General features: G+C 70.6%; 22 protein-coding genes. 8 read left to right on the top strand and 14 right to left on the bottom strand.

All coding sequences use genetic code 11. The features are described from left to right. Positions 1-64: 64 nt before the first annotated feature. From OG966_RS32935 to OG966_RS32925, 3 genes are all read right to left on the bottom strand, one after another. Positions 65-2047 (bottom strand): DUF5107 domain-containing protein, encoded by a 1983-nt coding sequence (locus tag OG966_RS32935; protein WP_326653677.1) that lies wholly within the window; start codon positions 2045-2047, stop codon positions 65-67. 105 nt (positions 2048-2152) lie between these two features. After that, on the bottom strand, positions 2153-3052 hold the full coding sequence (locus OG966_RS32930) for an arginase family protein (protein WP_326653675.1): 900 nt from the start codon (positions 3050-3052) through the stop codon (positions 2153-2155). 295 nt (positions 3053-3347) lie between these two features. Continuing rightward, complete coding sequence (locus OG966_RS32925) at positions 3348-4061, bottom strand: SDR family NAD(P)-dependent oxidoreductase (protein ID WP_326653674.1); 714 nt, start codon at positions 4059-4061, stop codon at positions 3348-3350. A gap of 280 nt (positions 4062-4341) precedes the next feature. On the opposite strand from OG966_RS32925, the gene OG966_RS32920 reads away from it, so the two are divergent. Both OG966_RS32920 and OG966_RS32915 read left to right on the top strand, forming a co-directional pair. Then, positions 4342-5364, top strand: coding sequence for an alcohol dehydrogenase (locus OG966_RS32920; protein ID WP_326653673.1), 1023 nt, complete (start codon positions 4342-4344; stop codon positions 5362-5364). 125 nt (positions 5365-5489) lie between these two features. Further along, positions 5490-5792, top strand: a complete 303-nt coding sequence (locus OG966_RS32915; protein WP_326655470.1) for a muconolactone Delta-isomerase family protein — start codon at positions 5490-5492, stop codon at positions 5790-5792. A 238-nt stretch (positions 5793-6030) separates the two neighbouring features. On the opposite strand, the gene OG966_RS32910 is transcribed toward OG966_RS32915, so the two are convergent. After that, a complete protein-coding gene (locus OG966_RS32910; RefSeq protein WP_326653672.1) occupies positions 6031-6585 on the bottom strand; it encodes a GNAT family N-acetyltransferase in 555 nt (184 codons plus the stop codon). A 23-nt stretch (positions 6586-6608) separates the two neighbouring features. Then, positions 6609-6851, bottom strand: coding sequence for a LapA family protein (locus OG966_RS32905; RefSeq protein ID WP_326653671.1), 243 nt, complete (start codon positions 6849-6851; stop codon positions 6609-6611). 167 nt (positions 6852-7018) lie between these two features. Between OG966_RS32905 and OG966_RS32900 the strand changes: the two genes are divergently transcribed. Continuing rightward, the gene (locus tag OG966_RS32900) at positions 7019-7765 is read left to right on the top strand and encodes a GntR family transcriptional regulator (protein ID WP_326653669.1); all 747 of its coding nucleotides are present in this window, start codon (positions 7019-7021) and stop codon (positions 7763-7765) included. Between the two features lie 78 nt (positions 7766-7843). Then, complete coding sequence (locus tag OG966_RS32895; protein WP_326653667.1) at positions 7844-8911, top strand: adenosine deaminase; 1068 nt, start codon at positions 7844-7846, stop codon at positions 8909-8911. Positions 8912-9041: 130 nt separating this feature from the next. Here OG966_RS32895 and OG966_RS32890 read toward each other — a convergent pair whose 3' ends face one another. The 8 genes from OG966_RS32890 to OG966_RS32855 all read right to left on the bottom strand — a co-directional run bounded on the left by OG966_RS32890 (position 9042) and on the right by OG966_RS32855 (position 20816). Continuing rightward, positions 9042-10007, bottom strand: a complete 966-nt coding sequence (locus tag OG966_RS32890) for a S66 peptidase family protein (RefSeq protein WP_406730582.1) — start codon at positions 10005-10007, stop codon at positions 9042-9044. Next, a complete protein-coding gene (locus OG966_RS32885) occupies positions 10004-12007 on the bottom strand; it encodes a S9 family peptidase (protein WP_326653665.1) in 2004 nt (667 codons plus the stop codon). Before OG966_RS32885 ends, OG966_RS32890 begins: the two co-directional genes overlap by 4 nt. A 12-nt stretch (positions 12008-12019) precedes the next feature. Next, a complete protein-coding gene (locus OG966_RS32880; protein ID WP_326653663.1) occupies positions 12020-13354 on the bottom strand; it encodes a M20/M25/M40 family metallo-hydrolase in 1335 nt (444 codons plus the stop codon). Beyond that, complete coding sequence (locus OG966_RS32875) at positions 13347-14180, bottom strand: M55 family metallopeptidase (protein WP_326653662.1); 834 nt, start codon at positions 14178-14180, stop codon at positions 13347-13349. Before OG966_RS32875 ends, OG966_RS32880 begins: the two co-directional genes overlap by 8 nt. A 134-nt stretch (positions 14181-14314) precedes the next feature. Beyond that, a complete protein-coding gene (locus OG966_RS32870) occupies positions 14315-15040 on the bottom strand; it encodes a class I SAM-dependent methyltransferase (protein ID WP_326653660.1) in 726 nt (241 codons plus the stop codon). 131 nt (positions 15041-15171) lie between these two features. Then, a complete protein-coding gene (locus OG966_RS32865; RefSeq protein ID WP_326653659.1) occupies positions 15172-17571 on the bottom strand; it encodes an ATP-binding SpoIIE family protein phosphatase in 2400 nt (799 codons plus the stop codon). Between the two features lie 124 nt (positions 17572-17695). Further along, the gene (locus tag OG966_RS32860; protein ID WP_326653657.1) at positions 17696-20128 is read right to left on the bottom strand and encodes an MFS transporter; all 2433 of its coding nucleotides are present in this window, start codon (positions 20126-20128) and stop codon (positions 17696-17698) included. 244 nt (positions 20129-20372) lie between these two features. Further along, on the bottom strand, positions 20373-20816 hold the full coding sequence (locus OG966_RS32855) for an SRPBCC family protein (RefSeq protein WP_326653656.1): 444 nt from the start codon (positions 20814-20816) through the stop codon (positions 20373-20375). 162 nt (positions 20817-20978) lie between these two features. Here OG966_RS32855 and OG966_RS32850 point away from each other — a divergent pair, with 162 nt between their 5' ends. The 3 genes from OG966_RS32850 to OG966_RS32840 are packed head-to-tail and all read left to right on the top strand — an operon-like array spanning position 20979 to position 23002. Further along, positions 20979-22013, top strand: a complete 1035-nt coding sequence (locus OG966_RS32850) for an Rv2578c family radical SAM protein (RefSeq protein ID WP_326653655.1) — start codon at positions 20979-20981, stop codon at positions 22011-22013. A 56-nt stretch (positions 22014-22069) separates the two neighbouring features. Then, a complete protein-coding gene (locus OG966_RS32845; RefSeq protein WP_326653654.1) occupies positions 22070-22477 on the top strand; it encodes a RidA family protein in 408 nt (135 codons plus the stop codon). 3 nt (positions 22478-22480) lie between these two features. Continuing rightward, entirely contained in the window at positions 22481-23002 is a 522-nt protein-coding gene (locus tag OG966_RS32840) for a GNAT family N-acetyltransferase (RefSeq protein WP_326653653.1), read from the top strand. A 125-nt stretch (positions 23003-23127) separates the two neighbouring features. On the opposite strand, the gene OG966_RS32835 is transcribed toward OG966_RS32840, so the two are convergent. Then, the gene (locus OG966_RS32835; RefSeq protein ID WP_326653652.1) at positions 23128-23694 is read right to left on the bottom strand and encodes an adenylosuccinate lyase; all 567 of its coding nucleotides are present in this window, start codon (positions 23692-23694) and stop codon (positions 23128-23130) included. A 426-nt stretch (positions 23695-24120) separates the two neighbouring features. Here OG966_RS32835 and OG966_RS32830 point away from each other — a divergent pair, with 426 nt between their 5' ends. Next, positions 24121-25902 (top strand): 3-hydroxyacyl-CoA dehydrogenase family protein, encoded by a 1782-nt coding sequence (locus OG966_RS32830; protein ID WP_326653651.1) that lies wholly within the window; start codon positions 24121-24123, stop codon positions 25900-25902. Positions 25903-25904: the final 2 nt, after the last annotated feature.

The following is a 25904-nucleotide window of genomic DNA, read 5'->3' as shown; positions in this document are numbered from 1 at the left end:
CCGCCCGCCCTTCCGTCCCCGGCAGAACCCGGAAGTCACCGCGGCCGCCCCCGACGCCCCCGGGCTAACTCGCGCGCGGCCGCTGAGGCCGCATCCGGTAGTCGTACGCGTCCGGCAGCGGCTCGTCGGTGAGCGCCGACCACACCTCGTCCAGGATCTCCGTCCCCTCGCGCAGGTCCGCCACCTCGAAACCCGCCTCGAAGACGGCGCGGGCCTCGTCCGTGCGGCCCTCGGCGATCAGCAGCTGGGCGTCGATGAGACGGAAGCGGCCGCGCTGCTGCACCGCCGGACGCAGCCGGGACCAGACCGCGCGGGCCTCGACGGTACGGCGGACTGCGAGCAGTGCGGCGATCGCCTCCCGGCCGAGGGCCGCCGTCGCCGCCGTCCAGGACTCGCCGTCGTCGCGGCGCTCCTCGCAGAGGTCGTCGAAGGCTTCGGCATAGCGCTCGGCGGCTCGTACGGCATTGCCGCCCTCCTGGTCGGCGACGGCCAGGCAGCGCAGCAAGGGCCAGCGGGACGGGGCGAGTTCGAGGCCGCGTTCCCAGCTGCGGACGGCCTGGGCGAGGTCGCCCGCTTGCCACTGGGCGATGCCGAGGTGGTACTCGGTCAGCGGGTCGGCGGGGGCGGTTTCCAGCATGTCGCGCCAGTGCTGTGCGACGAGCGAGGGTCCTGGCGGGGCGACCCTGCGGGGCGCGGGGAAGACACCGGTCATCAGCAACTCCTGCCAGGGCGCCTGCTCTTCGCCGAGCGTCGACGCGGCGAAGGGCGTGCCGGGCAGCTTGTGCCGTTCACGCAGCACCTCGAGCGCGCCCCAGCCGGAGCCGGTGGCGAGCCAGTCGGTCGGCTCGGTGTCCGCATACGGCCGCCATGCCTCGTACGCGGCGTCCACCGCCGCGCGGGGCAGCGCCTCGGACAGCCGGGTCTCGACCTCGGCGCGCGCCGCGCCCCAGTCCTCGCCGTGCACCGTCTCCGGGTCGGCGTCGAGCGGTCCGTACGACTCCAGCCAGCTGAACTCCTCGCCCCCGTCCAGGCGTAGGTGCTCCAGCTGGGTGCGGGCGAGCCCGGCCTGGATCTCGGCGTAACCGGTCGAGCCGGGCTCGGTCAGCCACCGCTGCCAGCGGCGTCCGCCGCGCCCCGAGCCCCAGAGGAAGAGCTTGCGGCCGCGCAGCACATCGGTCGAGGTCTGTACGAGCCCCTTCCCGGCAGCGTCGAGCGAGGCGATCCACTTTCGGGCCTCGGCCGGCACCTCGTAGAAGTAGTCGGCGGGATACTCGCTGCGCAGCGGGTACGTGCGGTCCTCACCCTCGAACTCCGGCACCGGAACCCGGCGCAGGCTGCGCTCGTATCCGAAGTGCCAGGCTTCGTCGGCGGGTGCGAGCACGCGAGTCGTCCCGTGCTCCTCGACGGCGATGTTGGACCACCAGTAGACGGGCGCGGGGCGTTCGTGCGGATTCCGGATCCGCACGCCGACATGGAGGAACTCGGAGTCCGCAGGCAGCCACAGATCGACCTGGAACGGCAGATCGCGCAGCCGCTCCCACTCCCAGAGCCGGACCATCCGACCGCCGTCGGGGGCCGGGACGAGTGCGGCATGCAGCGGGGCACAGGAGAGCGTGGTGTGGCCGGTGGCGCCGATGTTCCACTCGATGCCACCGGAGAACCAGGCGCCGTTGAGCGCGAAGTCCGCGGGCTGGAACACCGGGTTGCGGTAGAGGAGTTCACGCCCGGTCGGCTTGTGGTGCAGCGAGTGGATCCGGCCGCCGAGGCCCGGCAGCACAGTGGCCCGCAGCCGTTCGTTCTCGATCACGATCGCGTCGAGGTCCGTCTGCGTGCGCTCACGTCCGTACCCGTCGAGCACCCGCACCGGCAGCAGGGTGCGCAGCGGCTCGTACCCGATCTGGCGTGCCATCTCGCGCGGCAGCTCCTCTTTGGCGCGCTCGTCGAGAGAGTGCATCTCGTCCAGCGGCCGCAGGGCGGGCAGCGGATTCGCCGGCCCCACCGGGGCTGCGGGCAGGGTCAGGACGGTACGCCGCACAGTGGTGGCCAAGGCAACCTCGCTTCACTCGCGCGGGCGGCCGGCAACTCCTGATGGCCGGCACCCCCGACGACCATGGAACACGGTGGGCTCTGCACTGACCAGGGGCTCAGTGGGTCAGTCTTCGGCAAAGGCGCCCACGATCAGATCGGCGAACATCTCGCCCGCCGTGCCCTCCGGGTCGAGGTCGGGGTCGTAGACGGTCACGTTCAGCCCCACGCAGCGCGGCGAGCGCAGCAACACCTTGAGCAGCTCGCCGAGTTCGGGCGGCAGCAGTCCTTCCGGATCGGGGCTGTCGACGGCGGGCATCACGCTCGGGTCCAGCACGTCCGCGTCCAGATGCACCCAGAATCCGTCGAGCACCGGTACTTCGAGGGTCTGTACCACGGCCCCCGCGAGTTCCGCCGGGCCCCATTCGCGCAGTCCCCGCACGGTCACCGTCGGGATCTTCAACTCCGCGAGCTCGGAACGGTCTTCGTCGAAGCAGTCCCGGATCCCGAACAGCCGCACATCCTCGTCGCGCAGATAGGGCCTGAGCCCCTCCAGGTTCGTCAGATCCTCCTGGCCGCGACCGGTCGCCAGCGCCAGCTCCTCACCGGCGGCGGCCCCGACGCGATCGGAGTTGCCGGGGTGTCTGAAGTCGGCGGACGCGTCGACCGAGGCCAGCCCGTATCTGCCGAGACGGCGCAGCGCGAGCGATGCGCCGAGCTGGATCGAGCAGTCTCCGCCGAGTACCAACGGGAAGTCACCCGCCCGCACATGATGCTCGATCCGGTCGGCGAGACGACGGGTGTACGAGGCGATGGCGGCGGCGTTGAAGACCCCGTCGCCCTCCTGCCAGTCGCCGCGGTCGTAGCGCGGTGGTACGACGACGCCGCCTTCGAACGCCCCGAGCCGCTGCACGATCCGCTGCTCACGCAGGGCGCCGGCGAGCTTGTAGCAGCCGGGAACGGCGCCCGGGGCCGGGGGCCGCAGGCCCAGATTCGAGGGGGCGTCGACGACCACGATATTCCGCATGCGGTCCATCCTCACCGCCGCACTCCGCATCTTCAATGCGTTCCACGAGCGGAAGCAGCGAGAGAGATCGCGGGACCTGGGCCGCGCCCGCGACTCCCGCCGGCCTGTTGTTGGGGGCTCCCGAACACGCTGCAGAGGACCGCGGTCCGACTATGGCCCGGTGAAGGTCCGCCCGGCCGTGGGCGAGACGCAACACGGCAGCAGGAGCGCCACCGAGCACAGTCGGCTCCTCGCCGGGGGCACCGGTCTCGCACCGGAAGCCGGTGCCGGCCACTGGCATGGTCAGTGCCCCGCGTCAGTGCCCCGCGCTCCGGCCGCCGTCGACGTGCAGGATCTCTCCGGTGACGAACGAGGCGTTCTCGAGGTAGACGATCGCTTCGACGACGTCGTCGATCTCGCCCATCCGGCCGATCGGCTGGAGCTCGGCGAGGGCCTCGTACGTCGCGGCCGGGTACGTCTTGGTGCGGATGGTGCCGAGCGCGACAGTGTTGACCCGGATGCCACGGGCCGCGTACTCGATCGCCAGTGCCCTGGTGACCGCGTTCAACCCCCCTTTTGTCAGCGACGCGAGCGCTGAGGGCCGCTGCGAGTCGGCATGGTCGACCAGACTGGTGGAGATGTTCACCAGGTGGCCGCCGCCGTCGCGGGAGAGCATGGCGGCGACGGCGCTGCGGGAGAACTCGAAGAAGCCGCGCAGGTTCACCCCGGCCACGGCGTCGTAGTCCTCGTCGGTGTAGTCGGTGAACGGCTTGGCGATGAAGATTCCGGCGTTGTTGACGAGTGTGTCGATCCGGCCGAACCGCGCCAGAGTCGCGTCGACGACGCGGGCGCCGACGCCCGGCTCGGCCACATCGCCACGCACGGTCAGTACCTCGGGATCGCTCGAGTCGCCGATGGAGCGGGAGGTCGCGGCGACCCCGTAGCCGAGCTCGCGGTAGGCGGTGACAAGGGCGGCTCCGATGCCTTGGGATGCGCCGGTGATGACGGCGACCCTCTGCGCGGTACTCATGACTGCAGGGTCACCGACTTCTGTATCGGCAGCACCTGCAACCTGGATCGCGGCGGGCGACACCCGCACCGCGGAGATCAAGGCTGCGGGCGACCGGGGCCGGCACCGGCCGGTGTCCGCCCGGCGACATGTCCGTGGCCTCGTTCTCGGCGCGGTTCAGCGCCCGTACCCGGCGCCTGACGCCGAGCGTTCACCGGCTTGTTTCGGCGCGCGTGATCAGGCTTGAGCTGGTCTGCTGGTTCTGGGGGCGCCGTCGTACCCGTACCCCGGAGAGATTCAGATGAGTACTTATCGAGTGGCGCAGGTGGCCGCTTCCGGCGGTCCGTTGGAGATCGTCGAGCGTGAGGTACAGCGTCCAGGCCCAGGCCACGTACGGATTGCCGTGGAGGCCTGCGGGGTCTGCCACAGCGACGCCGCTTTCGTGAACGCCATGCTGCCGGGCGTCCGGTTTCCGCTGGTCGCCGGGCATGAGATCGCCGGGCGCATCGAGGAGCTCGGCGAGGGAACATACAGCGGCTGGCGGGTGGGCGACCGGGTGGCGGTGGGCTGGTTCGGCGGCAGCTGCGGCCACTGCAGGCCCTGCAGACAGGGCGACTTCATCGTGTGCGAGAACCTGAAGGTTCCAGGATGGGCGTACGACGGGGGGTACGCCGAGAAGGTGGTCGCACCGGCCGACGCCCTGGCCCGGATCCCCGACGCACTCCCGGCGACCGATGCTGCGCCTTTGGGCTGCGCGGGCGTGACGACGTTCAACGGGCTGCGGCGCAGTTCGGCACGACCGGGCGATCTGGTCGTCGTACTCGGCATCGGCGGCCTCGGCCACCTGGGGGTGAAATATGCGGCCGCCATGGGCTTCGAGACCGTGGCCATCGCGCGGGGCGCGGACAAGGCCGACTTCGCCAGGCAGCTCGGCGCGCACCACTACATCGACAGCACGGCGGACATCCCCGTCGCGGACGCGCTGCTGTCCCTCGGCGGCGCCAAGGTCGTCCTGGCGACCGCCGCGAACTCCGAGGCCATCACGGCGACCCTGGAGGGGCTGTCTCCCCGCGGCGAGCTTGTGGTCATCGGCGCGGCCGCCGAGCCGCTGGGCATCAGCCCCAACCAGCTGCTTCTGAGCGGCAAGATCATCCGCGGCCATCCCTCCGGCACCGCGCAGGACGTGCAGGACACCATGGCGTTCAGCGCCCTGCACGGGATCCGCCCGATGACCGAGATCGTGCCGTTGGACGAGGCCGATGAGGCGTACCGAAAGATGATGTCCGGCGCCGCCCGCTTCCGGATGGTGCTCACCACCCCCTGACGTTGCAGGTGCTCGGTTGGATGAGAATCCTTGGGCTTCACCCGAGACGGACTGACAGACCGCTTGGCCGTGGTTGTCCCGCCGGCGGGACAACCACAGTCGCCCGCATGGACACGGAGAAGGTCATGAAGGAGTTCCTGGTCGAGATCACTACCAGCATCCCCGAGGACACGGCCCCGGCCGAAGTCGACCGGCGCCGCGCCGCCGAAGCCGTCCGCGCCAAGGAATTGGCCGCTGCCGGCCATCTGGTGCGGCTATGGCGCCCCGTCGGCGAGCTGCGCAGCATCGGCCTGTGGCGCGCCGACGATGAGACCGAGTTGCACGCGAAGGTGCTGGACACGCTTCCCCTGCGCTCGTGGATGACGACCGTGGTCACCGCGGTCGAGTCCCACCCCAATGACCCGGGCAGGGCCGACATCATCGCGTGACCATCCCACCCGCAGCGTCGGTGGCCGGCGCCGGCGGGAGGCCGGCGGAGTGGCTTCGGGCCGGAGCCGCCATGGGGCGAGAGATCATGGCCCATGACGCCGGCCGCGGGGCGGCAAGACGTACTCGTCCCGCGTATTCGTCCCGCGCGAACCGTGCCCCTCCACGTCGGCCCGGGATCCGCTGCACGACCCCGGAACCGGCCGCAAGGCGCCGCCGAGGGGCAGGACTCCTTGCGCTTCAGCCCTTCAGCATCTCCGTGGTGATGGCCCAGCGCTGGTGGTCGCGCCAGGCCCCGTCGACGAAGAGGAAGTCGGGCGAGAAACCCTCGAGCCGGAAGCCCGCGCCGCGTACGAGGCCGATCGAAGCCTCGTTGCCCGGCTGGATGTTGGCCTCCAGCCGGTGCAGACCCATAGGGCCGAAGGCGTGGCGCAGAACCAGGCCGAGGCCTTCGCGCATCAGACCTCTGCCGACGGCGTGCGCGAAGGCGCCGTAGCCGATCGCCCCGCTGCGGAACCCGCCTTCGACGATGTTGTTGACGTTGATGAAGCCCGCCATCCGGCCGGAGTCGCGCGCGCAGACCAGGAAACCGGCCTTCGTCGGGTCCTCGATGAGTTTCCGCGCGTACACCGCGTACATCTGCGCCGAGACGGGCGGGAAGAGCCAGGGCCGGTGGTGCTCGCCGCTCCGGCTCGCCAGCTCCGTGAACTCCTCGCTGTCCTCGTACTCGTAGTGGCGTATGCCGACCCGCGGACCCGCGGCGAGGTAGGGAGTGGCGGTGGAGGTCTCGGGCATCGCGCCGGACTAACCGGGTGCTTTCACCGGGAGCTCCGGCGGAAGAAGATGCCGCCGCACAGGGCGCCGAGCACGAAGGTCGCGAGGAGGCCCAGATAGAGGGGCATGGTCACTTCCGGAATCAGCAGACGGATCCTGACCTTCTGGGTGTTCTCGAAGATGAAGACGACGGCGAGGATCGCGAGCACGCCGCCAGTGATCCTGGCGGGCGTGAGCCGGGGCCTGGCGCCGGCCTTCCTGCTGCTCGGTGCTTCCCTGTAGCTCATGGGACCAGCATGAACGGATCCTGGTCCCCTGAGGGCGCTGGAGCGGGCCGTACGGGTGAGCCGTGCCGTCCGTCAGTGGCGGGCGAGGACCGGCTGCGGCTCGCCTTGTCAGACAAGCTACGCTCAGAAAGATCGAAGATCCGCAGGTGCAGAACCGAGGAGGACCGGTGGCAGTCACCGGACAGCAGCGTAGGCCGGTCGTCGTCCTGTACGAGCGGATCGCGGACGCCATCCACGAAGGCACCTATCCCCCGGGCTCCACGCTCCCGTCCGAGCCCCGGCTCGCCGCCGAACTGGGAGTCAGCCGGCCGGCGCTGCGCGAGGCACTGCTGCTGCTCCAGGAGGACGGGCTGCTCACGGTACGCCGCGGGGTCGGCAGGACCGTCAACGACCGGCCGCCGCGGCGCGGTTACGAACACATCCAGCCGCTGGAGGACCTGTTGTCCACCGGCACCCCGCTCCGCCTGCGACCGCTGCTGCGCGCCGTCGAGGAACCCACGGACTTCACCACCCAGCATCTGCTCGCACCGGCCGGTGCGGAGCTGCGGTTCTGGGAGTCACTGCTGATCGGAGAGGGTACGGCGGCGGCGCTCAGCCAGGAGTGGGCGGCCGCGGAGCAGGTGCTGGACGAGGTGCATCCGGCCTTCGCCGCGGCTCTGCGGGCCGTCCCCGCACCGGCCACCTCGATGCTCGCGGTGCTGTCCGCGGCCTCTCGCGGTGTGATGCTCACCGCACACAGCGGGGTGAGCGCCACGCTGCTCGGACAGCGCCGCGGAGAGCAGCTGGGCCGGCCGGCCGACACCCCTGCCGTGCTGGTCACACAGGTGGTACGAGTCGAGGACACGCCGATCATGGCGGCCAAGCACATGCTGCCGAGCGGGGCGCCCGCCCTGCCCGTGATCCAGTCGAACTGACAGCTCGACCGACGGCCGGCCGAGCCGGGAGACGGCTGTCACGGCGCCGTGGCCGGACGTGCCGTACACTCCCGGGCCATGCACTTGTCTGACATCTCGCGCGCGCCCAAGGCCGTGCTCCACGACCACCTGGACGGCGGTCTGCGCCCCGCCACGATCATCGAGCTGGCCCGGGAGTGCGGCTACCGCGAGCTGCCCACCGAGGACCCGGCCGCTCTCGCGATCTGGTTCCGCGACGCCGCGGACTCCGGCTCGCTCGAGCGGTATCTGGAGACCTTCGCCCACACCTGCGCGGTGATGCAGACCCGCGAAGCGCTGCGGCGGATCGCGGCCGAGTGCGCGGAGGACCTGGCGGCGGACGGAGTCGTCTACGCCGAGGTGCGCTACGCCCCCGAGCAGCACCTGGAGGGCGGTCTGACCCTCGACGAGGTCGTCGAGGCGGTCAACGCGGGCTTCCGTGAGGGCGAGCACCGCAGCGGCGGCCGGATCACGGTGCGGGCACTGCTCACCGGCATGCGCCACACCGAACGCTCACTGGAGATAGCCGAGTTGACGGTGGCACACCGCGAGCGCGGGGTGGCCGGCTTCGACATCGCGGGCGGCGAGATCGGCAACCCGCCGGCCCGTCATCTGCCGGCCTTCCAGCATCTGAGGCGGCACAACTGCCACTTCACGATCCACGCCGGCGAGGCCGTCGGCGCCGAATCGATCCACGAGGCGGTGCAGATCTGCGGCGCCGAGCGGATCGGGCACGGCGTCCGCATCACCGACGACATCACGGTGCACGACGACGGCACGGCGACCCTGGGCCATCTGGCCGCGTACGTACGCGACAGCCGCATCACCCTGGAGGTCTGCCCGACGTCCAACCTCCAGACGGGGGCGGCGAAGGACTACGCCACGCACCCCATCGACCTGCTGCGCCGCCTCGGCTTCCGTATCACGCTCAACACGGACAACCGCCTGGTCTCCGGCACCACCATGAGCCAGGAGTTCCAGCACATGGTGGACGCCTTCGGCTACGGCCCCGAGGTCTTCGAGGAGTTCACCGTCGCCGCGGTCGAGTCGGCGTTCCTGCCGCTGCCGGAGCGCCGTCGGCTGATCGACGAGGTGATCCGGCCGGGGTACGCGTCGCTCGGCCGGTAACCCGGAGGACCACGCCCGGCGGCTGATCCGCTGATTCAGCCGCCGGTCCGGCTGCGGATTCGTTCACCGTCCCGCCCATGAGGTCCCCAACCTCTGCTTCGCCGACGGGGAGTTGGAGCGCGCGACGGTGTCATACCAGGGCGGGCACCTCCAGTGTCAGCGTGCACGCGTCCGCGTCCAGCACCGCCGGCACCCCGAACGGCAATGTCAGCGCGTTCACCCCGTGCCCGAAGCCGAACTCCTCCACGACCGGCACGCCAAGGCCGCCGAGCCGGTCCTGCAGCACCGCACGCACCTGCTCGTACGGACCGCAGTCCACCCACGAGCCGAGCGCGACACCCGCCACGCCCTCCAGCCAGCCCGAACGCAGGAGTTGGGTGAGGATCCGGTCGAGCCGGTAGTCCTCCTCCCCCACGTCCTCGATCAGCAGCAGACCACCGCGGGCCGAGGGGCGGGCGTGCGGAGTGCCGAGTTCGGCGGCGAGCAGACTGACACAGCCGCCGAGCGTGATGCCTCGGGCCCGGCCGGGGACCATCGTGCGGGCTGTTTCCAGGCCGAGCGTCCGGACCGACTCGGGCTCGAAGAGCGTGGCACGCAGCGACTCCTGGGTGCGGACGTCCTGGTGGAAGGCCTGCGCGCCGACCATGGGACCGTGCAGCGTGGCCAGGCCCATCCGGACAGCGAAGGCCTCATGGAGGGCCGTTATGTCGCTGTACCCGACGAGGATCTTGGGCCCGGCCGCGCGGATCGCCGTCCAGTCGAGGAGCTCGACCATGCGCTGTGCGCCGTATCCGCCGCGGGCGCAGATCACCGCGGAGACGGACGGGTCGCACCAGGCCTCGCTCAGGTCCCGGGCCCGCTCCTCGTCCGCGCCGGCGAGATACGACAGCTCCGGGTGCCGGCCGAGGACATGAGGCATCACGACCGGAACCAGGTCCCAGCTCCGCAGGATCTTCAGGCCCGCTTCGAGCCGCTCTTCGGGGACGGGTCCGCTGGGCGCCACGACGGCGACCCTGGCACCCGGCCTCAGCCGCGCGGGCCGGGCCAGGGGCCGGGGGTTCGGCGGTTGTACCCCAGGAGGACTCGGCAGGGTCACTTCTTGAGCTCCAGCGGGGGGACGTCGCTGCGGACGATGCCGAAGGTCTGGGCGTAGAGGGAGAGTTCGGACTCGAGCGCGCGGACCATCGTTTCGGCCCTGCGGAAGCCATGGCCCTCACCCTCGAAGGCGATGTACGCGTGCGGGATGCCGCGCCCCGCCATCTGTGCCAGGAACCGCTCGCACTGCACGGGCGGGCAGATCACATCGTCGAGGCCCTGCAGCAGCAGGAACGGCGTGGTGATCCGGTCGACATGCTGCAGCGGCGAGCGCTCGCGGTAGCGGCCGGGGACGTCGGCAAGCGGGCCGATCAGCGATTCCAGGTACTGGGACTCGAAGTCATGGGTGCCGTCGGTGGCCCAGCTCGTCAGGTCGAGGATCGGATAGATGATGGTGCCGCAGGCGTACACGTCGGTGGTGGTGAGGGAAGCGGCGGTGGTCCAGCCGCCCGCACTGCCACCGCGGATCGCGAGCCGCGCCGGGTCCGCCGTGCCTTCGGCGGCCAGCGTCTCGGCGACGGCCGCGCAGTCCTCGACGTCGACGACGCCCCACTGTTCGCGCAACCGGTTGCGGTACTCCCTGCCGTAGCCGGTGGAGCCGCCGTAGTTGACCTCGGCGACGCCGATGCCGCGCGAGGTGAAGTAGGCGATCTCCAGGTCGAGGACGAGCGGGACATGACCGGTGGGGCCGCCGTGCGCCCACACCACGAACGGGGGCAGTTCGTCGTCGGGCGCGATCCGGTCCGGGCTGTGCGGCGGATAGATATGGGCGTGGATCTCGCGGTTGTCGGGACCGACGAAGGTACGGATCTGCGGCTCCGGGTAGTACACCGGGTCCACCGGGTCGTCGTGCGCCGAGCCGATGACCCGGGTCCGCCCGGTCCTGGTGTCGAGCTCGACGACCTCGTAGGCGCTGCGCGGGCTGGCCGCGACCCCGATCGCCCGGTCGCCGTGCACGGCGAGGGTGGACGACCACTCGGTCCAGGGTCCGGCGGCGTCGACGAGCTCACCGGTCTCCGGGTCGAGAATCCCCAGCGCGGTGGCGCCCTTGCCGTGAATGACGGCGATCAGCCCGTTCTCCAGGGGATGGAACCACTTGAGGCCGATCTTCCACAGCGGTCCGCCGAACTCCTCCCCGCGGCCGGGACAGAGACTCGTGCGCGCTGCGGCCCCGGGCGTCGGCCCGTCGAGCCGGATGCGCTGCAGCTCCCACCAGTTGCCGAGGTCGGAGACGAAGAGCAGGGAGCCGTCCGCGGCCCAGTCGACCTGGGCGACCGACTCGTCCGTATCGCCGACGACGGGCCGCACAGCACTGAACGGCCCGCCCTCCGTCACCTCGCCGAGCATCACCACCGTGCCGTCCCAGGGCATCTGGGGATGGTCCCAGGCGATCCAGGCCGCGTGCCGCCCGTCCGGCGACAGCCGGGGCCCGGTGACGAAGCGGTGCCGGTCGTCGGAGAGCTCCCGCACCGCTGCACGGTCCTCGGCGGCCGAGCCGTCCAGCGGCACGGCCGCGATCACCCGGCGTACGTCCGTGGGCGCCGCGCCGGTGAACTCCTCCAGCACGCACCAGACTTCACCGCGGTCCAGCCGGAGCTGCGGGTCGACCCAGCGCAGCCCGCCGCCGAGTGCCGACACCGGCGTGAGCGGACGGGGCGCGGCCTCGGGCGTGTCCGGCTCGTACACGTACAGCCGCTGGTCGGGGAAGTGGACGAAGACGATGAGCGGGGTGCCTTCGGCGCGCAGGTCTCCGGCCCAGGGCCGGCCCCCGTACTCGATGACTCTGCTGCGGACGTTCCACGGGGCCGGGAGCACCGACTCCTCGCCGCCGTCGGCCCGTCTGCGTATCAGGGCCCGCCGGCCGCCCTCGGTGGGGCGTGGCGCGGTCCACCACACCTCGTCGCCGACCATGCCGAGGTATTCCGGGCGCCCGTCGTGCGAGGCGGCCAGTGCCGCGTCGATCGGTGACGGCCAGGTTCCGTAGGCTCCCGTGGGTACCATTGCCGACTCCCCCTATGCGGACCGCAGATAGTGGTCGAGAACCTTCACGCCGAAGTGCAGTGCCTCGACCGGGACGCGCTCGTCGACCCCGTGGAACAGTGCCGCATAGTCGAAGCCCACGGGCAGTTTCAGCGGCGAGAAGCCATAACCGGTGATGCCGAGCCGGGAGAACTGCTTGGCGTCGGTGCCGCCCGGCATGCAGTAAGGCACGACATGGCCGTCCGGGTCGAAGCGCTCGACGGCCGCACGCAGCTTGGCGTAGGTCGGGGAGTCGACGGGTGCCTGCAGCGCCGTCTCGCGGTGGTGGAACTCCCACTCGACATCCGGTCCGGTCAGCAGGTCCATGGTGTCCTGGAACTCGGCCTCACCGCCGGGCACCATCCGCCCGTCGACGTACGCGGTGGCGTTCCCGGGAATGACATTGATCTTGTAACCGGCTTCCAGCATGGTCGGGTTGGCGCTGTTGCGCACGGTCGGCTCGACCAGCGCGGCGGCCCGGCCGAGCTTCGCCATCAGCGCGTCCGGGTCGAATCCTGCCGCGTACGCATCGATCTCGATGCCGTGCAGTACGGCGAGCTCGGCCAGCGCGGCCCGCACGGTCGGGGTGAGCCGCACCGGCCACTGGTGCTCGCCGATCCGGGCGACGGCCGCGGCCAGCCGGCTCACCGCATTGGCGCGGTTGACCTTCGAGCCGTGGCCGGCCGTGCCGCGCGCGGTGAGCTTGAGCCATGCCGTGCCGCGCTCGCCGGCCGCGATCGGGTAGAGCGTCATCCCGTGCCCGGCGTGGAAGCTGAAGGCCCCCGACTCGCTGATCCCTTCCGTGCAGCCCTCGAAGAGGCCGGGATGGTGGTCGGCGAGGAAGCCGGAGCCGTCGACGGCGCTGGCCTCCTCGTCGGCGGTGTACGCGATGACGATGTCGCGCCGGGGCCTGATGCCCGCGCGCGCCCACGCCCGTACGACCGCGAGAACCATCGAGTCCATGTTCTTCATGTCGACCGCGCCCCGGCCCCACACCACGCCGTCGCGGACCTCTCCCGAGAAGGGGTGCACGGACCAGTCGGCGGGCTCGGCGGGCACCACGTCCAGATGGCCGTGGACGAGCAGCGCATCGGCGGACGGGTCGGTGCCCTCGATCCGGGCCACCACATTGGTGCGCCCTGGCGTGCGCTCGAGCAGGGTGGGTTCGAGGCCGGCGCCGGCCAGCCGCTCGGCGACGTACTCCGCGGCGGGCCGCTCCCGGCAGTCCCCGCCGCCGCGGTTGGTGGTGTCGATGCGGATCAGCTCGGAGGTGAAAGTGACCACCTCGTCGAGTGCATGGCCGTCCATGGGCGTTGTCACGTCAGCCATACTGCTCCTCCACCGCCGCGGACACGATCGTCGTGACCGCTTTAAAGGTACGAATAGCCTCATACATCGTCTCGCTGGTGTACGCGACCCGCCGCTCACCGCTGCTTGTCACCCCGGGGACGACCGTAGCGGCCCCCGCGAGATGGGCCGCGTCGAACTCCAGCTCCACGCCGAACGGGCCGCCGCGCACCGGCTCGTGCCGTACGGCGAGCGCCGCGGCCTCCTTCGCGGCGGCGCGGATGTCGGAGGCGGTACGTGCCGGAGTGCGGCACACCGCCGCGTACCGCGACACATGGTCCTTCACGGCGACCGTGCGGGCGTCCGGCGCATAGCCGCCGGCATCCACGCAGGTCAGATCATCACCGGTGACGAGCACCACCGGCACGCCGTACTCCGCGACGACATGGGCGTTGAGCAGTCCCTCGCTCGCCCGCGCGCCGTTCAGCCACACGCCGGTGATGGAGTTGGGGAGGTAGGTGTGCGCGAGCACGCCCTCCGTGCCCGCGCCGGTGTGGTAGCCGACGAAGGCGATGCCGTCCACGTCGCCGTGCTGCACGCCTTCCACCATGGACAGTGACTTGTGCTTGCCGGTGATCATCTGAGCCCGCTCGTCGAGCCGCTCGAGCAGGAGATTGCGCATGGTCCAGTGCGCTTCGTTGATGAGCACCTCGTCGGCGCCACCGTCGAAGAACCCGAGGGCCGCCGCGTTCACATCGGAGGTGAACATGGACCGGCAGCGCTCCCACTGGGGAGTGCCTGGCAGTACATCGGCCGGCCAGGTCACTCCGGTGGCGCCTTCCATGTCTGCGCTGATGAGGATCTTCACGGCATCACGGTACGCGCCGTCGAACGACGCGGCCAGGACCGCAGCTCCGAGTGAGCCCGCCCGGCATTGCCCGGCGGGCTCGCTTCGCCGCCCGGCGTCTTCATCGGCAGCCGCCGGCTCCGTCCGTCGGGGCGCTATCCCTCCCGGCCGAGGACCAGCCATTTCGACGGCAGCTCGATACGTGAGCCGTCCGGCGCGTACTCCGTTGTCGTCAGCGGCAGTTCACCGCTTGCGAGCACGGCGAGACCTGCCCTCCGGAAGAATTCCGCCACGTCCGCGTCGGCCACCGCACCCGGCTGGATGCCGTGCCGGAACACCGGCTTCAGCTTGGGCGGCGGTCCCGACGAGGCCTGCGCCAGAGTCCTCAGGTGCTGCCCGGCCGCCTCCGCGAGCTCCACCACGAAGGCGCGTCCGCGCTCACCCACCAGTGTGGCGATCGAGTCGGCCAGCGGCTGCCGGTCCTGCGCGTCGCACTGGTGGAGCACCCCGCGCATATAGACATTGGTGTCGCCGAGCTCGGCGTGCAGCTGCGCCACCATCGCCCCGTCCACCGCGTCGATCTCCCGGAACCGTGTCTCGCTCCGTTTGTCCTGCTGTCTGGCCAGCTCGATCGCGGCGGCCGAGAGATCCACGCCGAGCACCTGAGGGAAGCGATCGGCCAGGAATCGGGTCTGTGTGCCGTTGCCGCAGCCGAGATCCACCAGAGTCAGCCCGGGATCCATCACATGCGGTTCGTAGACCGCGAGATGGGGCCCCGCGGTGAGGGCCGGCTCCGCATCCCAGAAGACCGCGCCCGGCTCGCCGGGGGCCTCGCTCCAGAAGCCCTCCCAGGCGTCCTTGTACCGACTCGTCACGCTCATGACCAGCTCCCCAGGTGTGACACGACGTCAAGATCGGTCTATCGCGCCCGGGTTGCGGCGACAAGTACCCGGCACATTCCTTCACCTGGCGTTCGAGCCCGCGGCCGAGCGCTCGGACGTCCCGAGAGCCGCTACGGCAGCGCCATCTCGAACCAGACCGTCTTGCCGTCGGCAGTACGGCTGGTGCCCCACTCCCGCGCCAGGCCGCTCACCACGCGCAGTCCGCGGCCCAGCTCGGCGTCCGGGCCGGCGTCGAGAAGCGTCGGCAGGACGTGGTCCTCGTCGGCCACTTCACACAGCAGGGATCCGGCGCGTACCAGCCGCAGCTCCGCGCGACGGCCCTGCGCGTGGCGCACCGCGTTGGTGACCACCTCGCTGACCAGCAGCTCCACAATCTCCGTCACATCACCGAGACCCCAGGACCGCAGCTGTCCACGGACCAGCCGCCGGGCCCGCGCCGCTTCGCGCGGCTCCAGCGACAGCTCCCAGACCGCAACCGACTCGGCCTCGATACCGTTCAGCCGGGCCATCAGCAGGGCGACGTCGTCCTTCCGTCCGCCACGGACGTTCAGCGAGCGGATTATGGTGTCGCAGGCGTCGTCCATGGAGGCGGCGGGATGGGCCGCGGATTCGCAGAGCGTCGCAAGCCCGACACCGATGTCCTCGCCACGGACCTCCACCAGGCCGTCCGTGCACATCACGAGACGGTCGCCGGGTGCCACGGGCACTCGCACGCTCTCGAACGGCACTCCGCCGACCCCGATCGGAGCGCCGGTCGGCAGTTCCAGCAGCTCGCTGCGCCCGTCCGCCGCACGGACGATCACCGGCGGCACATGGCCGGCGTTCGCCATCCGGAGCTCATTGCGGATCGGGTCGTAGACCGCGTACAGACACGTCGCGAGGTAGTGCTCGCCGAGACGCTGAGCGAGGTCGTCGAGGTTCCGCAGGAGCTGCTCGGGCGGCAGGTCCAGGGCGGCCATGGTCTGTACGGCCGTACGCAACTGGCCCATCATCGCGGCGGAGTTGAGTCCGTGTCCCATCACATCGCCCACCACGAGCGCGGTCCGCGAACCGGGCAGCTTGACGGAGTCGAACCAGTCGCCGCCGACCCGTCCCATCAGGGTCCCCGGCAGATAGCGGGTGGCGGTGTCGCAGCCGGCCATCCGCGGGGTGACCTGCGGCAGCATCGAGTCCTGGAGGGTCTCGGCCACACTCTCCTGGTAGGTGTACATACGGGCGTTGTCGAGGACAAGCCCGGCGCGGGCTGCCAGTTCGGCCCCGGTGACCCGGTCCATGTCGTTGAACAGCGGGCGCTCCGCATGGCGCAGCAGGATCATGAAGCCCAGCACCACATTGCGCGCCTTCAGCGGCACGACGAGCATCGAACGGTTGTTGATCAGCGGCCGGATATCGCGTTTTTCGAACTGCGAGGCGATGGCATTGCCCATCTGCTCGCTTATCCGGGGCACCAGCACCGGATCGCCGGTGGTCATGCACTGGAAGAACGGGGTGTGCTCGGGGAACGGCATGGATTCGCCGACCGGCACCACATCGTCCCAGCGGCCCGGCTCGTCCACATGCTCGAGGGCGACGCGGTGCCACATGGTGGTGGCGTCCGGAGGTCCGTCCGGGAAGCCTTCGCCCGCGATGACCTGTTCACGCAGATAGGTGCCGGCGACATCGGTGAAGCGCGGCACGACGGCCGCGCTGACTTCCTGGATCGTACGGGCGAGGTCGAGGGAGGAACCGATGCGGCCGCTGACCTCGTTGAGGAATTCGAGCCGCTCGCGGACCGCGGCGTACTCGAGATCCTGCTCGAGGTCGGCCGTGTCGACCGGTTGCCCCGCCGCTGCCGCCTCCTCGGCGGCCCGCTGCCGCGCCTTGCGCTCCGCACGCCTGGGCACACCCCAGTCCGGGGTGACCGGCACCCGGTCGTGATGGCTGAACTCGAGCACGGGATAGCCCAGGTCCAGGATCTGGGAGACGATCCGTGTCGACTGGTGGACGCTCATGCTCGGCAGGATCTCGGGGAGCCGGCGCGCCAGTTCTTCGAAGCCGGGGAACTCCGTGTGCAGGGCGAATCCGGGCGCGATGCGCTCGACGCTTTCGTCCTCGCCGCCGAACTGCGCGGCGTCCGCGGCCAGTACGAGCAGCCGCTCGTGGCCAGGTCCGACCATCGGGTACGCCCACCACAGCACATCGACCCGGTCGCGTCCGGGTTCGGAGAGCCGGGCCCGGCCGGCCGCGGGGTAGGAGGTGAGGCCGTTCAGCGAGGCGTCGAGTCCGGGGCCCAGACCGCCGTAGTCGTCGTACCTTTGGTACTCAGTGTCCTCCGCGAGCGCGCCGGAGACCGGAAGCAGTTCAACGGCGGGCTGGCCCACCGCCTGCTCCCTGGTGGGGCCGAAGAGGCGCTTCGCACCGGTCGACCAGTGCGACACCAAGCCGTCGCCGTCCACGACGACCACGGCAAGCGGAATCCGGCCGGCCACGGCGTACTCCCGCGGCGGTGTCGGCGGAACACCACTGTCCATGGGTGGGAGGCTCCTTCCCTGCCGCCAGGATCTGCGGCCCTGCCACTACGGTACGGCGCGGCGCGGGCAGCGCGCGGGGCAACGCCGAAATGGGTCGTGCGCGGGGCGCGAAACTGACGAGCACTCAATCCTCGTGTCCCAGCTGGAGATCGCGCTCGGAACGTCCGCCGCCCGCGACCTGCAGGACTGTCGCGACCGGCGGATAGCCCGCAGCGATCACCGTGTACTCCCCCGAGGACAGATCCACGAACCGGAAGGTGCCGTCGGGGCCCGTGGTGAGGGTGTCCACGACATTGCCCGCCGCGTCGAGCAGCGTGACCCGCGCGTCCTCGACGGGGCGGCCGCCACCGGCCCGTACCGTGCCGCGCAGCACGGCTCCGCCCGCGAGCTCGATGTCCTGCCTGGTCTCGCGGGACGCCTGCACGCTCACCGTCTGCGCGGCGGGGCGGAAGGCGGGCGCGCTGGCGGCCAGCGTGTACTCCCCGGCCACCAACTCCGTGATCGCAAAGCCGCCTTCGCGGCCGCTGCGGGTGGTGACGACGACGTCGCCGCGTACGTCGGTGAGGGTGACGGCGGCGTCGCGCACCGGCGATCCGTCGGCCGTGACGACGGTCCCGGCGAGCCTGCCCGCGCCGCCGAGGACCACATCGAGCTCGACGGGCCGCTCGCCGACAGTGACGGTGACGGCCTGCGGCTGGTGTCCGCCTGCCGCCGCGATCATGACGTACGAGCCGGAGCCCGGCACGCTGAGCGCGTACCGCCCGTCCTCGCCACTCGCGCCACGTCCGATCTGCTGTCCCTGTACGTCGATGAGGGTCAGGGCGGCGCGCGGCACGATACTGCCGTCGTGGTGCTGGACGGTGCCGCAGACCGGGACGCCGGAGGTGTACGCCGGCGTGGTGCGGGCGGCGCGATCGGTGCGCGCGCTGCGGGCCGGCGGGACCGAGGCGGAGGCGACAGAGGGCTCGGCGGCCGGGGCATTCTGGGACACCAGCGGTTTCTCCTTGAGGAAGAAGGCGATGAGGAGGCCGAATGCGAGCACCGGCACGAAGTAGAGGAAGATCCGCGGCATCGCGTCTGCGTACGCCTGGATGTAGCTGTCACGCAGCGCCGGCTCCATCGCGTGCACCATCTGCGGAGTGAGGGACTCCACGCCGGGAAGGGATGCGGTGGGCAGGCCCGCACCGGCCGGGAGGCGGTCGGCGAGCGCGTCCGTGAGCCTGTTGGCGAAGAGAGTGCCGAAGATCGCGGCGCCGACGCTGCCGCCGATCTGCCGGAAGTAGTTGTTGGCGCTGGTGGCGGTACCGAGGTCGGCGGCCGGTACGGCGTTCTGCACGGCGAGGATCAGCACCGGCAGCACCAGTCCGATCCCGACGCCGAGCACGGCCTGCCAGATGCTGAGCTCGAGCCGGGGTGTGTCGGCCTCGAGGCGCGACAGCAGCCACATGCCGACGGCCGAGATCGCGCTTCCGAGAACGGGGTAGATCTTGTAGCGCCCGGTACGGCTGATGAGCCGGCCGGAGATGATCGAGGCACCGACGATGCCGCCCATCATCGGCAGCATCAGCAGCCCCGACTCGGTGGCGCTGGCTCCGTCGACCATCTGGAGGAATGTCGGCAGATAGCTGGCCGCGCCGAAGAGTGCGACACCGACGACGGCGCCGACGAGGCTGGTGACGGTGAAGACGGAATCGCGGAACAGCCGGAGCGGGATGATCGGTTCGGGAGCGAAGGACTCAACGACCAGGAAGAGCAGGGCGGTTCCCGCCGCCCCGGCCGCCAGACCCAGAATGACGCGCGAGTCCCACGCGTACTCGGTACCGCCCCAGCTGGTCAGCAGTACGAGGCAGGTGGACGCGGCGGCGAGGAACAGCGCGCCGAGGACGTCGAGTCGGGCTCTGGCAGCGGGCTTCGGAAGCTTCAGCACCACGGTGACCACGACCAGGGTGACCAGGCCGAAGGGGACATTGAAGTAGAAGCACCAGCGCCAGGATGCGTGGTCGGTGAAGAAGCCGCCGAGCAGCGGTCCCGCGACGGAGGCGAGTCCGAAGGCGGCGCCGATGAGACCCATGAAACGGCCGCGTTCCCGGGGCGGCACGATGTCGGCGATGATCGCCTGCACGCCGATCATGAGGCCGCCTGCGCCGATGCCCTGAATGGCGCGGAAGGCGATGAGCTGGTCCATGCTCTGCGACCGGCCGGCCAGCGCGGAGCCGATCACGAAGACGACGATCGCGAACTGGAAAACGCCCTTGCGGCCGAGGAGATCGCCGAGTTTGCCGTAGACGGGGAGGCCGATGGTGGCGGTGAGGAGATAGGCGGTGATCGCCCACGACATCCGGTCCAGGCCGTGCAGTTCGCCGACGATTTTCGGCAGGGCGGTGGCGACGATCATCTGCTCGAGCGCGGCGAGCAGCAGCGCGAGCATCAGTCCGGTGAAGACGAGGCGTACGCGGCGCGGGCTGACCGCGGCGGCTTCGGCCGGTCCGGCAGGCGGAGGCGGTGCAGCCGCGGCCGGAGCCGCCTGCTCGTCCTTCACCAGAGTGATGCCGCCCACGTATCTGCTCCCCTCGTCACGCCTGCGCGGCGTAATTCTTCGCATTACGCGCCAAGGGGGAGCAAGCGGGACGTTATCCGTGCCGGGGCGTGCGACGGGGCCCAACTGGCTCTGGCGGGGCGCACTTCGGGCGCTCATCAGGGGCTTTCCCCCGACCCATGGCGCGCGGGGCGCATCACGGGCCGCGGGAAAAACCACTCGAAACGGTGAGAGCCACGGCAACCCCACAGGGCTACTTCACGGGCTACTTCTCGACCTCGGCGGCCAGCTTGGCGAGCAGCGCGTCGTAGATCCGGCCAAGTCCCTTGGGGGCGAAGGTCTTCTCGAAGAAGCCGCCGATGCCACCCGCGCCGTTCCAGACGGTGCTGACGACGGCCTTCGACCTGCCCTCGCCGGCCGGGGTGACGGTCCAGGTGGTGACCATCGAGGAGTTGCGGTCCTTCTCGACCAACTGGCCGTCGGTCGGCTCGGTCACCTCGAGCAGGCAGTCGCGGATCCGCTTGCTGGTCGCCTGGAGCTTCCAGTGGACGAGGGTGCCCTCGCCGTCGCCGCCCTCACGGACCTCGTACTCGCTGAAGTGCTCGGGCAGGAGCTTCGCGCGGGTGTTCTCGTAGTCGGCCAGCGCATCGAACACCTTCTCCGCGTCCGCCGCGATGATCCGTTCCGTGGTGGCCTCGACCTGCGCCATTCGCGTTCCTCCAGCACTCGGTTCTTCGGGGTGCCGCTAGCCAATCACCTCGGGGTCGGCGCCCCAAATCAGAGGCGTACCGCAGTCGTGGTCCACCGGTGGGGCAAGCGATCAAGGGAACATGTGTTCTATTATGTGGTCAGTGCTATCGAGGAGGCGCGCATGCGCTGGGACAATCTGGCCGAGAACCCCACGACGGCCGGGGACACCGCGCTTTTCGGTGCGTCCGCGGTGACCACCAGGACCTTCGACACCCCCGAATTCCGGGGCATCACCTTCCACGAGGTCCGCGCCCGCTCGATCCTGAACCGGGTGCCGGGCGCCTCGCGGATGCCGTTCGAGTGGACGGTCAATCCCTATCGGGGCTGCTCGCACGCCTGTGTGTACTGCTTCGCCCGCAAGACCCACAGCTATCTGGACCTCGACACCGGGCTCGGGTTCGACTCCCAGATCGTGGTGAAGATCAACGCGCCGGAGCTGCTGCGCCGGCAACTGGCGTCGCGGCGGTGGCAGGGCGCTCATATCGCCATGGGGACGAACGTCGACTGCTATCAGCGGGCGGAAGGGCGCTACCGGCTGATGCCGGGCATCATCACCGCTCTGCGCGATCATGCGAACCCGTTCTCCATCCTCACCAAGGGCACGCTGATCCTGCGCGATCTGGAACTGCTGCGACAGGCGGCCGAGGTGACCGAGATCGGGATCTCCGTCTCCGTCGGATTCACCGACCCCGAGCTGTGGCGCACGGTCGAGCCGGGCACGCCCTCGCCCGAGCGGCGCCTCGATGTCGTACGCACCCTCACCGAGCACGGCATCGGCTGCGGGGTGCTGATGGCGCCGGTCATCCCGTTCCTCGGCGACCACTCGGACCAACTGCGCGCGACGGTACGGGCGATCGCCGCCTCCGGAGCGACGTCGGTGACGCCTCTCGTCCTTCATCTGCGACCGGGAGCGCGCGAGTGGTTCATGGCGTGGCTGGCACAGCACCATCCGCATCTGGTGCGGCGTTACGAGCGGCTGTACGCGGAAGGAGCGTATGCGCCGAAGTGGTACCAGCGCCGCATCACGCGTCATGTCCATGAACTGGCCGCGGAGTTCGGCATAGGCCCGGCGGACCGGGGTGTGCCGCGGCGGATCCCGGTACCGCAGGAGCCGGAGCTCTCGACGCCGGAGCCGACCCAGCTGACTCTGCTCTGAGGCGGGCGGCCGGGAAATCTGTCGGGACTGTCAGTGGTGTGGGCGAGGATGAACGCATGACTTCACCACTCACGCGTATTCACGCACCCGAAGGCGTGGCTCCCGGCACCGGATACAGCCATGTCGTCTGGGGCACCGGCCGGTTCGTGGCGATATCGGGGCAGTGCGCCTTCGACGAGGACGGCAAGGTCGTGGGTGAGGGGGACCCGGCGGCGCAGGCGCGACAGGTCTTCGAGAACCTCCGCCGCTGTCTGGCCGCGGCGGGCGCCTCCTTCGACGACGTGGTCAAGCTGACGTACTTCGTCACCGATGTCGCGCACCTTCCGGCCGTCCGTGCGGCGCGGGACGAGGTGATCGACCCCGGACGGCTGCCGGCGAGCTCGGCGGTCCAGGTGGCGGCCCTGTTCCGGCCCGAACTGCTCGTCGAGATCGAGGCGTTCGCGATCACCGGCGAGGAGGGTTAGCGGATGACGGTCCGTATACGGGACATGGGCATCGACGACTGCGATGCGGTCGCGACCGTCCGGGTCCGGGGCTGGCAGCACGCGTACGCCGGGTTGATGCCGCCGTCGTATCTGGACGCGATGAGCGTCGAGGAGGACGCGGCGAAGCGCCGCGCCTTCCTCGCGACAGGCGGCAGACGCATCACCAATGTGGTCGCCGAGCGCGACGGCGAGGTTATCGGGTGGGGCTGCTGCGGACCGAGCCGGGACGAGGACAGGACGGCGAGTCGGTGCGAGCTGTACGCGATCTACGTGCTCCCGGAACAGATATCCACGGGTGCGGGGCAGGCGCTGATGGCGGAGCTGACGGGGCGGGCCACGGCCGACGGGTTCGGTGAGATGCGGCTCTGGGTCCTCAGGGAGAAGGAGCGCGCCCGCCGCTTCTACGAGAAGGCGGGCTTCGCACCCGACGGCGCGGAGGAGCCTTTCGAGGTGGACGGCGTTGCGGTCCCGGAGGTTCGGTACGCCCGCGCCCTGACCGCGTAGAGCCATGGGCGGTCGGGCGTGAGCCCCTCGGCCCGTAGGCACGGCTCGCACCCGGCCGCGCGGCCGGGGCCTCTCCGCCGCGAGGGCCGGCCCACCCGGTGAGCTCGGCCCTTCCGCCCGGGCGCTCAGCCCAGCCGGGCCAGTGCCGCCTCCGCCGCCGCGGTGAGCCGGGGGTGCGTGCGGGCCGAGCCCAGGATGCCGGCCGCTCGTTTGTCGCCCAGTGCACCGAGGCCCTCGACGCAGGCCAGGGCCACCCGCCAGTGCGGGTCGCCCGGAGCGAGCCGGCGTCTCAGGACCGTGATCAGCGCCGGTACGGACTCCGGCGCGCGCAGCCGCGTGAGCAGCCGGACCGGAAGCAGGGCGTAGGCGACCCGAAGCTCATTCGTGGCGAGCGCGGCCGCCGCCCGGGGTGTGCGGGGGTCGTTCAGCCTCGCCAGAGCGTGTGCCGCCGAGACACAGCGCGCGGGATCGCGGTGGTTGAGGAGCAGTACCAGCGCCTCGAAGGACCGCCGGTCTCCCGCGCAGCCCAGCCGGAAGGCGGCGATCTCCCGTGCCCACAGAGGCCGTTCGTTTTCGATGAGGACTCCGGCGAGCTCCTCCTGGTCCTCGGTCACCAGCAGCCGCTCATACGCCACCGAGCCGCCCGACTCACCGCGCAGCCGCCCCGCGAGCGACCGTAACTCCTCGTCCATGGCGGTCAGCGTATCGGCGGGAGACAGGCGACGGACCGGCCAGGACAACCAGGACCGGCCAAGGACTGGACAAGGACCTGCCACGGCCGTGCGAGAGACCACGAACGACCGGCGATCCAGATCACACCCGCTCAGGTATGGCGCGCTCGTTACCGGCGGGTTAAGCTCAAGTGAGCGGGTAACCCCCGCAGCTCACGGTGGCCTGGTGACGCAGCCGCCGCGAGTGCTTTGTCGGTTCGGTAGTTCTGCATTACGTACGACGTGACTCCGGGACAGAGTCCGTCGGCCCGCACCTCGACACGCAATTCCGGTGCGCCGAATTTCCGTGCGCCCGTTCTATGCAGCCATGCCGCCAGGCACGCGCCCTTCGGCGTTCCCGCTCGCGCGCGCTCCTCATCAGTCGTCACTCATCCCTGGAGTCCCCCGATGGACACCCCTCTCCACACCATTGCCGTCGTCGGCCTCGGCACCATGGGCACCGGCATCGCCGAAGTCCTCGCCCGCGCCGGCCGTGAGGTCATCGGCATCGACATCAGCGACGCCGCCGCCAGCCATGCCGTCACCGCGCTCGAGGCCTCCACCGCCCGTGCCGTGGAGCGCGAGCGGAGCACCGAGGAGGAGCGCCGGAACACTCTCGCCCGATTCCGCACCTTCTCCGATCTGCAGGCCGCGGCCGAGGCCGACCTCGTGATCGAGGTCGTGCCCGAGTCGTACGAGGCCAAGCATCAGGTCTTCCGGGCGCTGGACGGCATCGTCCGCCCGGACGCGATCCTCGCCACCGGCACCAACGCCCTCTCGGTGACCCGGCTCGCCGCCGACTCCCAGCACCCGGAGCGCGTGCTCGGCCTGCACTTCTTCAACCCGGCCCCGGCCATGAAGCTCGTCGAGGTCGTCTCCTCGGTGCTGACCTCCCCGCTCGCCGTCGAGGCCGTCACCGCGCTCGCCCGCGAGCTCGGCAAGGAGCCCGTCGCGGTCGGCGACCGTCCCGGTTTCGTCGCGGACGGTCTGCTGTTCGGCTACCTCAACCAGGCCGCCGCGATGTACGAGGCCAAGTACGCCTCCCGCGAGGACATCGACGCCGCGATGAAGCTCGGCTGCGGACTGCCGATGGGCCCGCTCGCCCTGCTCGACCTGATCGGCATCGACACCGCCCGTACCGTGCTGGACGCGATGTACTCCGAGTCCCACGACCGGCTGCACGCGCCCGCCCCCATCCTCAAGCAGCTCAGCGAGGCCGGCCTGACCGGCCGCAAGTCGGGCCGCGGTTTCTACTCGTACGCCACTCCCGGCAGCGCGGTCCCGGTGCCGGACGCCCTGACGCCGCAGGCTGAATCGGCGTCGGCGGGCGGCCGCGAGGTCCGGTCCGTCGGCGTGGCCGGCTCCGGCACCATGGCGAGCGGTATCGCGGAGGTCTTCGCCAAGGCCGGTTACGACGTCGTGCTCGCCGGCCGCAGCCCGGAGAAGGCGGAGACGGCGAAGGCACGTATCGCCAAGTCCCTTGCCCGCTCGGTGGACAAGGGCCGGATGACGGCCGAGGCGCGCGAGGCCACGCTGGCCCGGATCACTCCGGCCGGTTCGCTCGACGCTTTCGCCGAGGTCGACCTGGCCGTCGAGGCCGTGGCCGAGGATCTGGAGATCAAGCAGGCTCTCTTCGCCACCCTCGACAAGATCTGCAAGGAGGGTGCGGTGCTCGCCACCACCACCTCCTCGCTGCCCGTCGTCGCCTGTGCCCGCGCCACCTCGCGCCCGCAGGACGTCATCGGGATGCACTTCTTCAACCCGGCCCCGGCGATGAAGCTGGTCGAGGTGGTCCGTACGGTGCTGACCTCCGACGAGGTTCACGCCACCGTGCGCGAGGTCACCACGAAGATCAAGAAGCACCCGGTGGACTGCGGCGACCGGGCCGGCTTCATCGTCAACGCCCTGCTCTTCCCGTACCTGAACAACGCGATCAAGATGGTCGAGGAGCACTACGCGACGCTCGACGACATCGACACCGCGATGAAGCTGGGCGGCGGCTACCCGATGGGCCCCTTCGAGCTCCTCGACGTCGTCGGACTCGATGTCTCGCTCGCCATCGAGAAGGTTCTGCACCGCGAATTCCGTGACCCGGGCCTGGCGCCGGCGCCGCTGCTCGAGCACCTGGTGGCCGCGGGCTGCCTCGGCCGCAAGACGGGACGTGGCTTCCGCGAATATGCCCGGCGCTGATC

The sequence above is a fragment of the Streptomyces sp. NBC_01750 genome, from assembly GCF_035918095.1.
GTDB lineage: Bacteria > Actinomycetota > Actinomycetes > Streptomycetales > Streptomycetaceae > Streptomyces.
This window is presented reverse-complemented; position numbering and strand designations above follow the sequence as displayed.

Bases quoted from the DNA above. Each gene is read 5' to 3' on its own strand.
- OG966_RS32925 (WP_326653674.1), bottom strand. From the start codon at position 4,061: ATGAGTACCGCGCAGAGGGTCGCCGTCATCACCGGCGCATCCCAAGGC.
- OG966_RS32930 (WP_326653675.1), bottom strand. From the start codon at position 3,052: ATGCGGAATATCGTGGTCGTCGACGCCCCCTCGAATCTGGGCCTGCGG.
- OG966_RS32865 (WP_326653659.1), bottom strand. From the start codon at position 17,571: ATGGACAGTGGTGTTCCGCCGACACCGCCGCGGGAGTACGCCGTGGCC.
- OG966_RS32835 (WP_326653652.1), bottom strand. From the start codon at position 23,694: ATGGACGAGGAGTTACGGTCGCTCGCGGGGCGGCTGCGCGGTGAGTCG.
- OG966_RS32830 (WP_326653651.1), top strand. From the start codon at position 24,121: ATGGACACCCCTCTCCACACCATTGCCGTCGTCGGCCTCGGCACCATG.
- OG966_RS32850 (WP_326653655.1), top strand. From the start codon at position 20,979: ATGCGCTGGGACAATCTGGCCGAGAACCCCACGACGGCCGGGGACACC.
- OG966_RS32885 (WP_326653665.1), bottom strand. From the start codon at position 12,007: ATGGTACCCACGGGAGCCTACGGAACCTGGCCGTCACCGATCGACGCG.
- OG966_RS32910 (WP_326653672.1), bottom strand. From the start codon at position 6,585: ATGCCCGAGACCTCCACCGCCACTCCCTACCTCGCCGCGGGTCCGCGG.
- OG966_RS32915 (WP_326655470.1), top strand. From the start codon at position 5,490: ATGAAGGAGTTCCTGGTCGAGATCACTACCAGCATCCCCGAGGACACG.
- OG966_RS32855 (WP_326653656.1), bottom strand. From the start codon at position 20,816: ATGGCGCAGGTCGAGGCCACCACGGAACGGATCATCGCGGCGGACGCG.
- OG966_RS32895 (WP_326653667.1), top strand. From the start codon at position 7,844: ATGCACTTGTCTGACATCTCGCGCGCGCCCAAGGCCGTGCTCCACGAC.
- OG966_RS32840 (WP_326653653.1), top strand. From the start codon at position 22,481: ATGACGGTCCGTATACGGGACATGGGCATCGACGACTGCGATGCGGTC.
- OG966_RS32870 (WP_326653660.1), bottom strand. From the start codon at position 15,040: ATGAGCGTGACGAGTCGGTACAAGGACGCCTGGGAGGGCTTCTGGAGC.
- OG966_RS32920 (WP_326653673.1), top strand. From the start codon at position 4,342: ATGAGTACTTATCGAGTGGCGCAGGTGGCCGCTTCCGGCGGTCCGTTG.
- OG966_RS32845 (WP_326653654.1), top strand. From the start codon at position 22,070: ATGACTTCACCACTCACGCGTATTCACGCACCCGAAGGCGTGGCTCCC.
- OG966_RS32880 (WP_326653663.1), bottom strand. From the start codon at position 13,354: ATGGCTGACGTGACAACGCCCATGGACGGCCATGCACTCGACGAGGTG.
- OG966_RS32905 (WP_326653671.1), bottom strand. From the start codon at position 6,851: ATGAGCTACAGGGAAGCACCGAGCAGCAGGAAGGCCGGCGCCAGGCCC.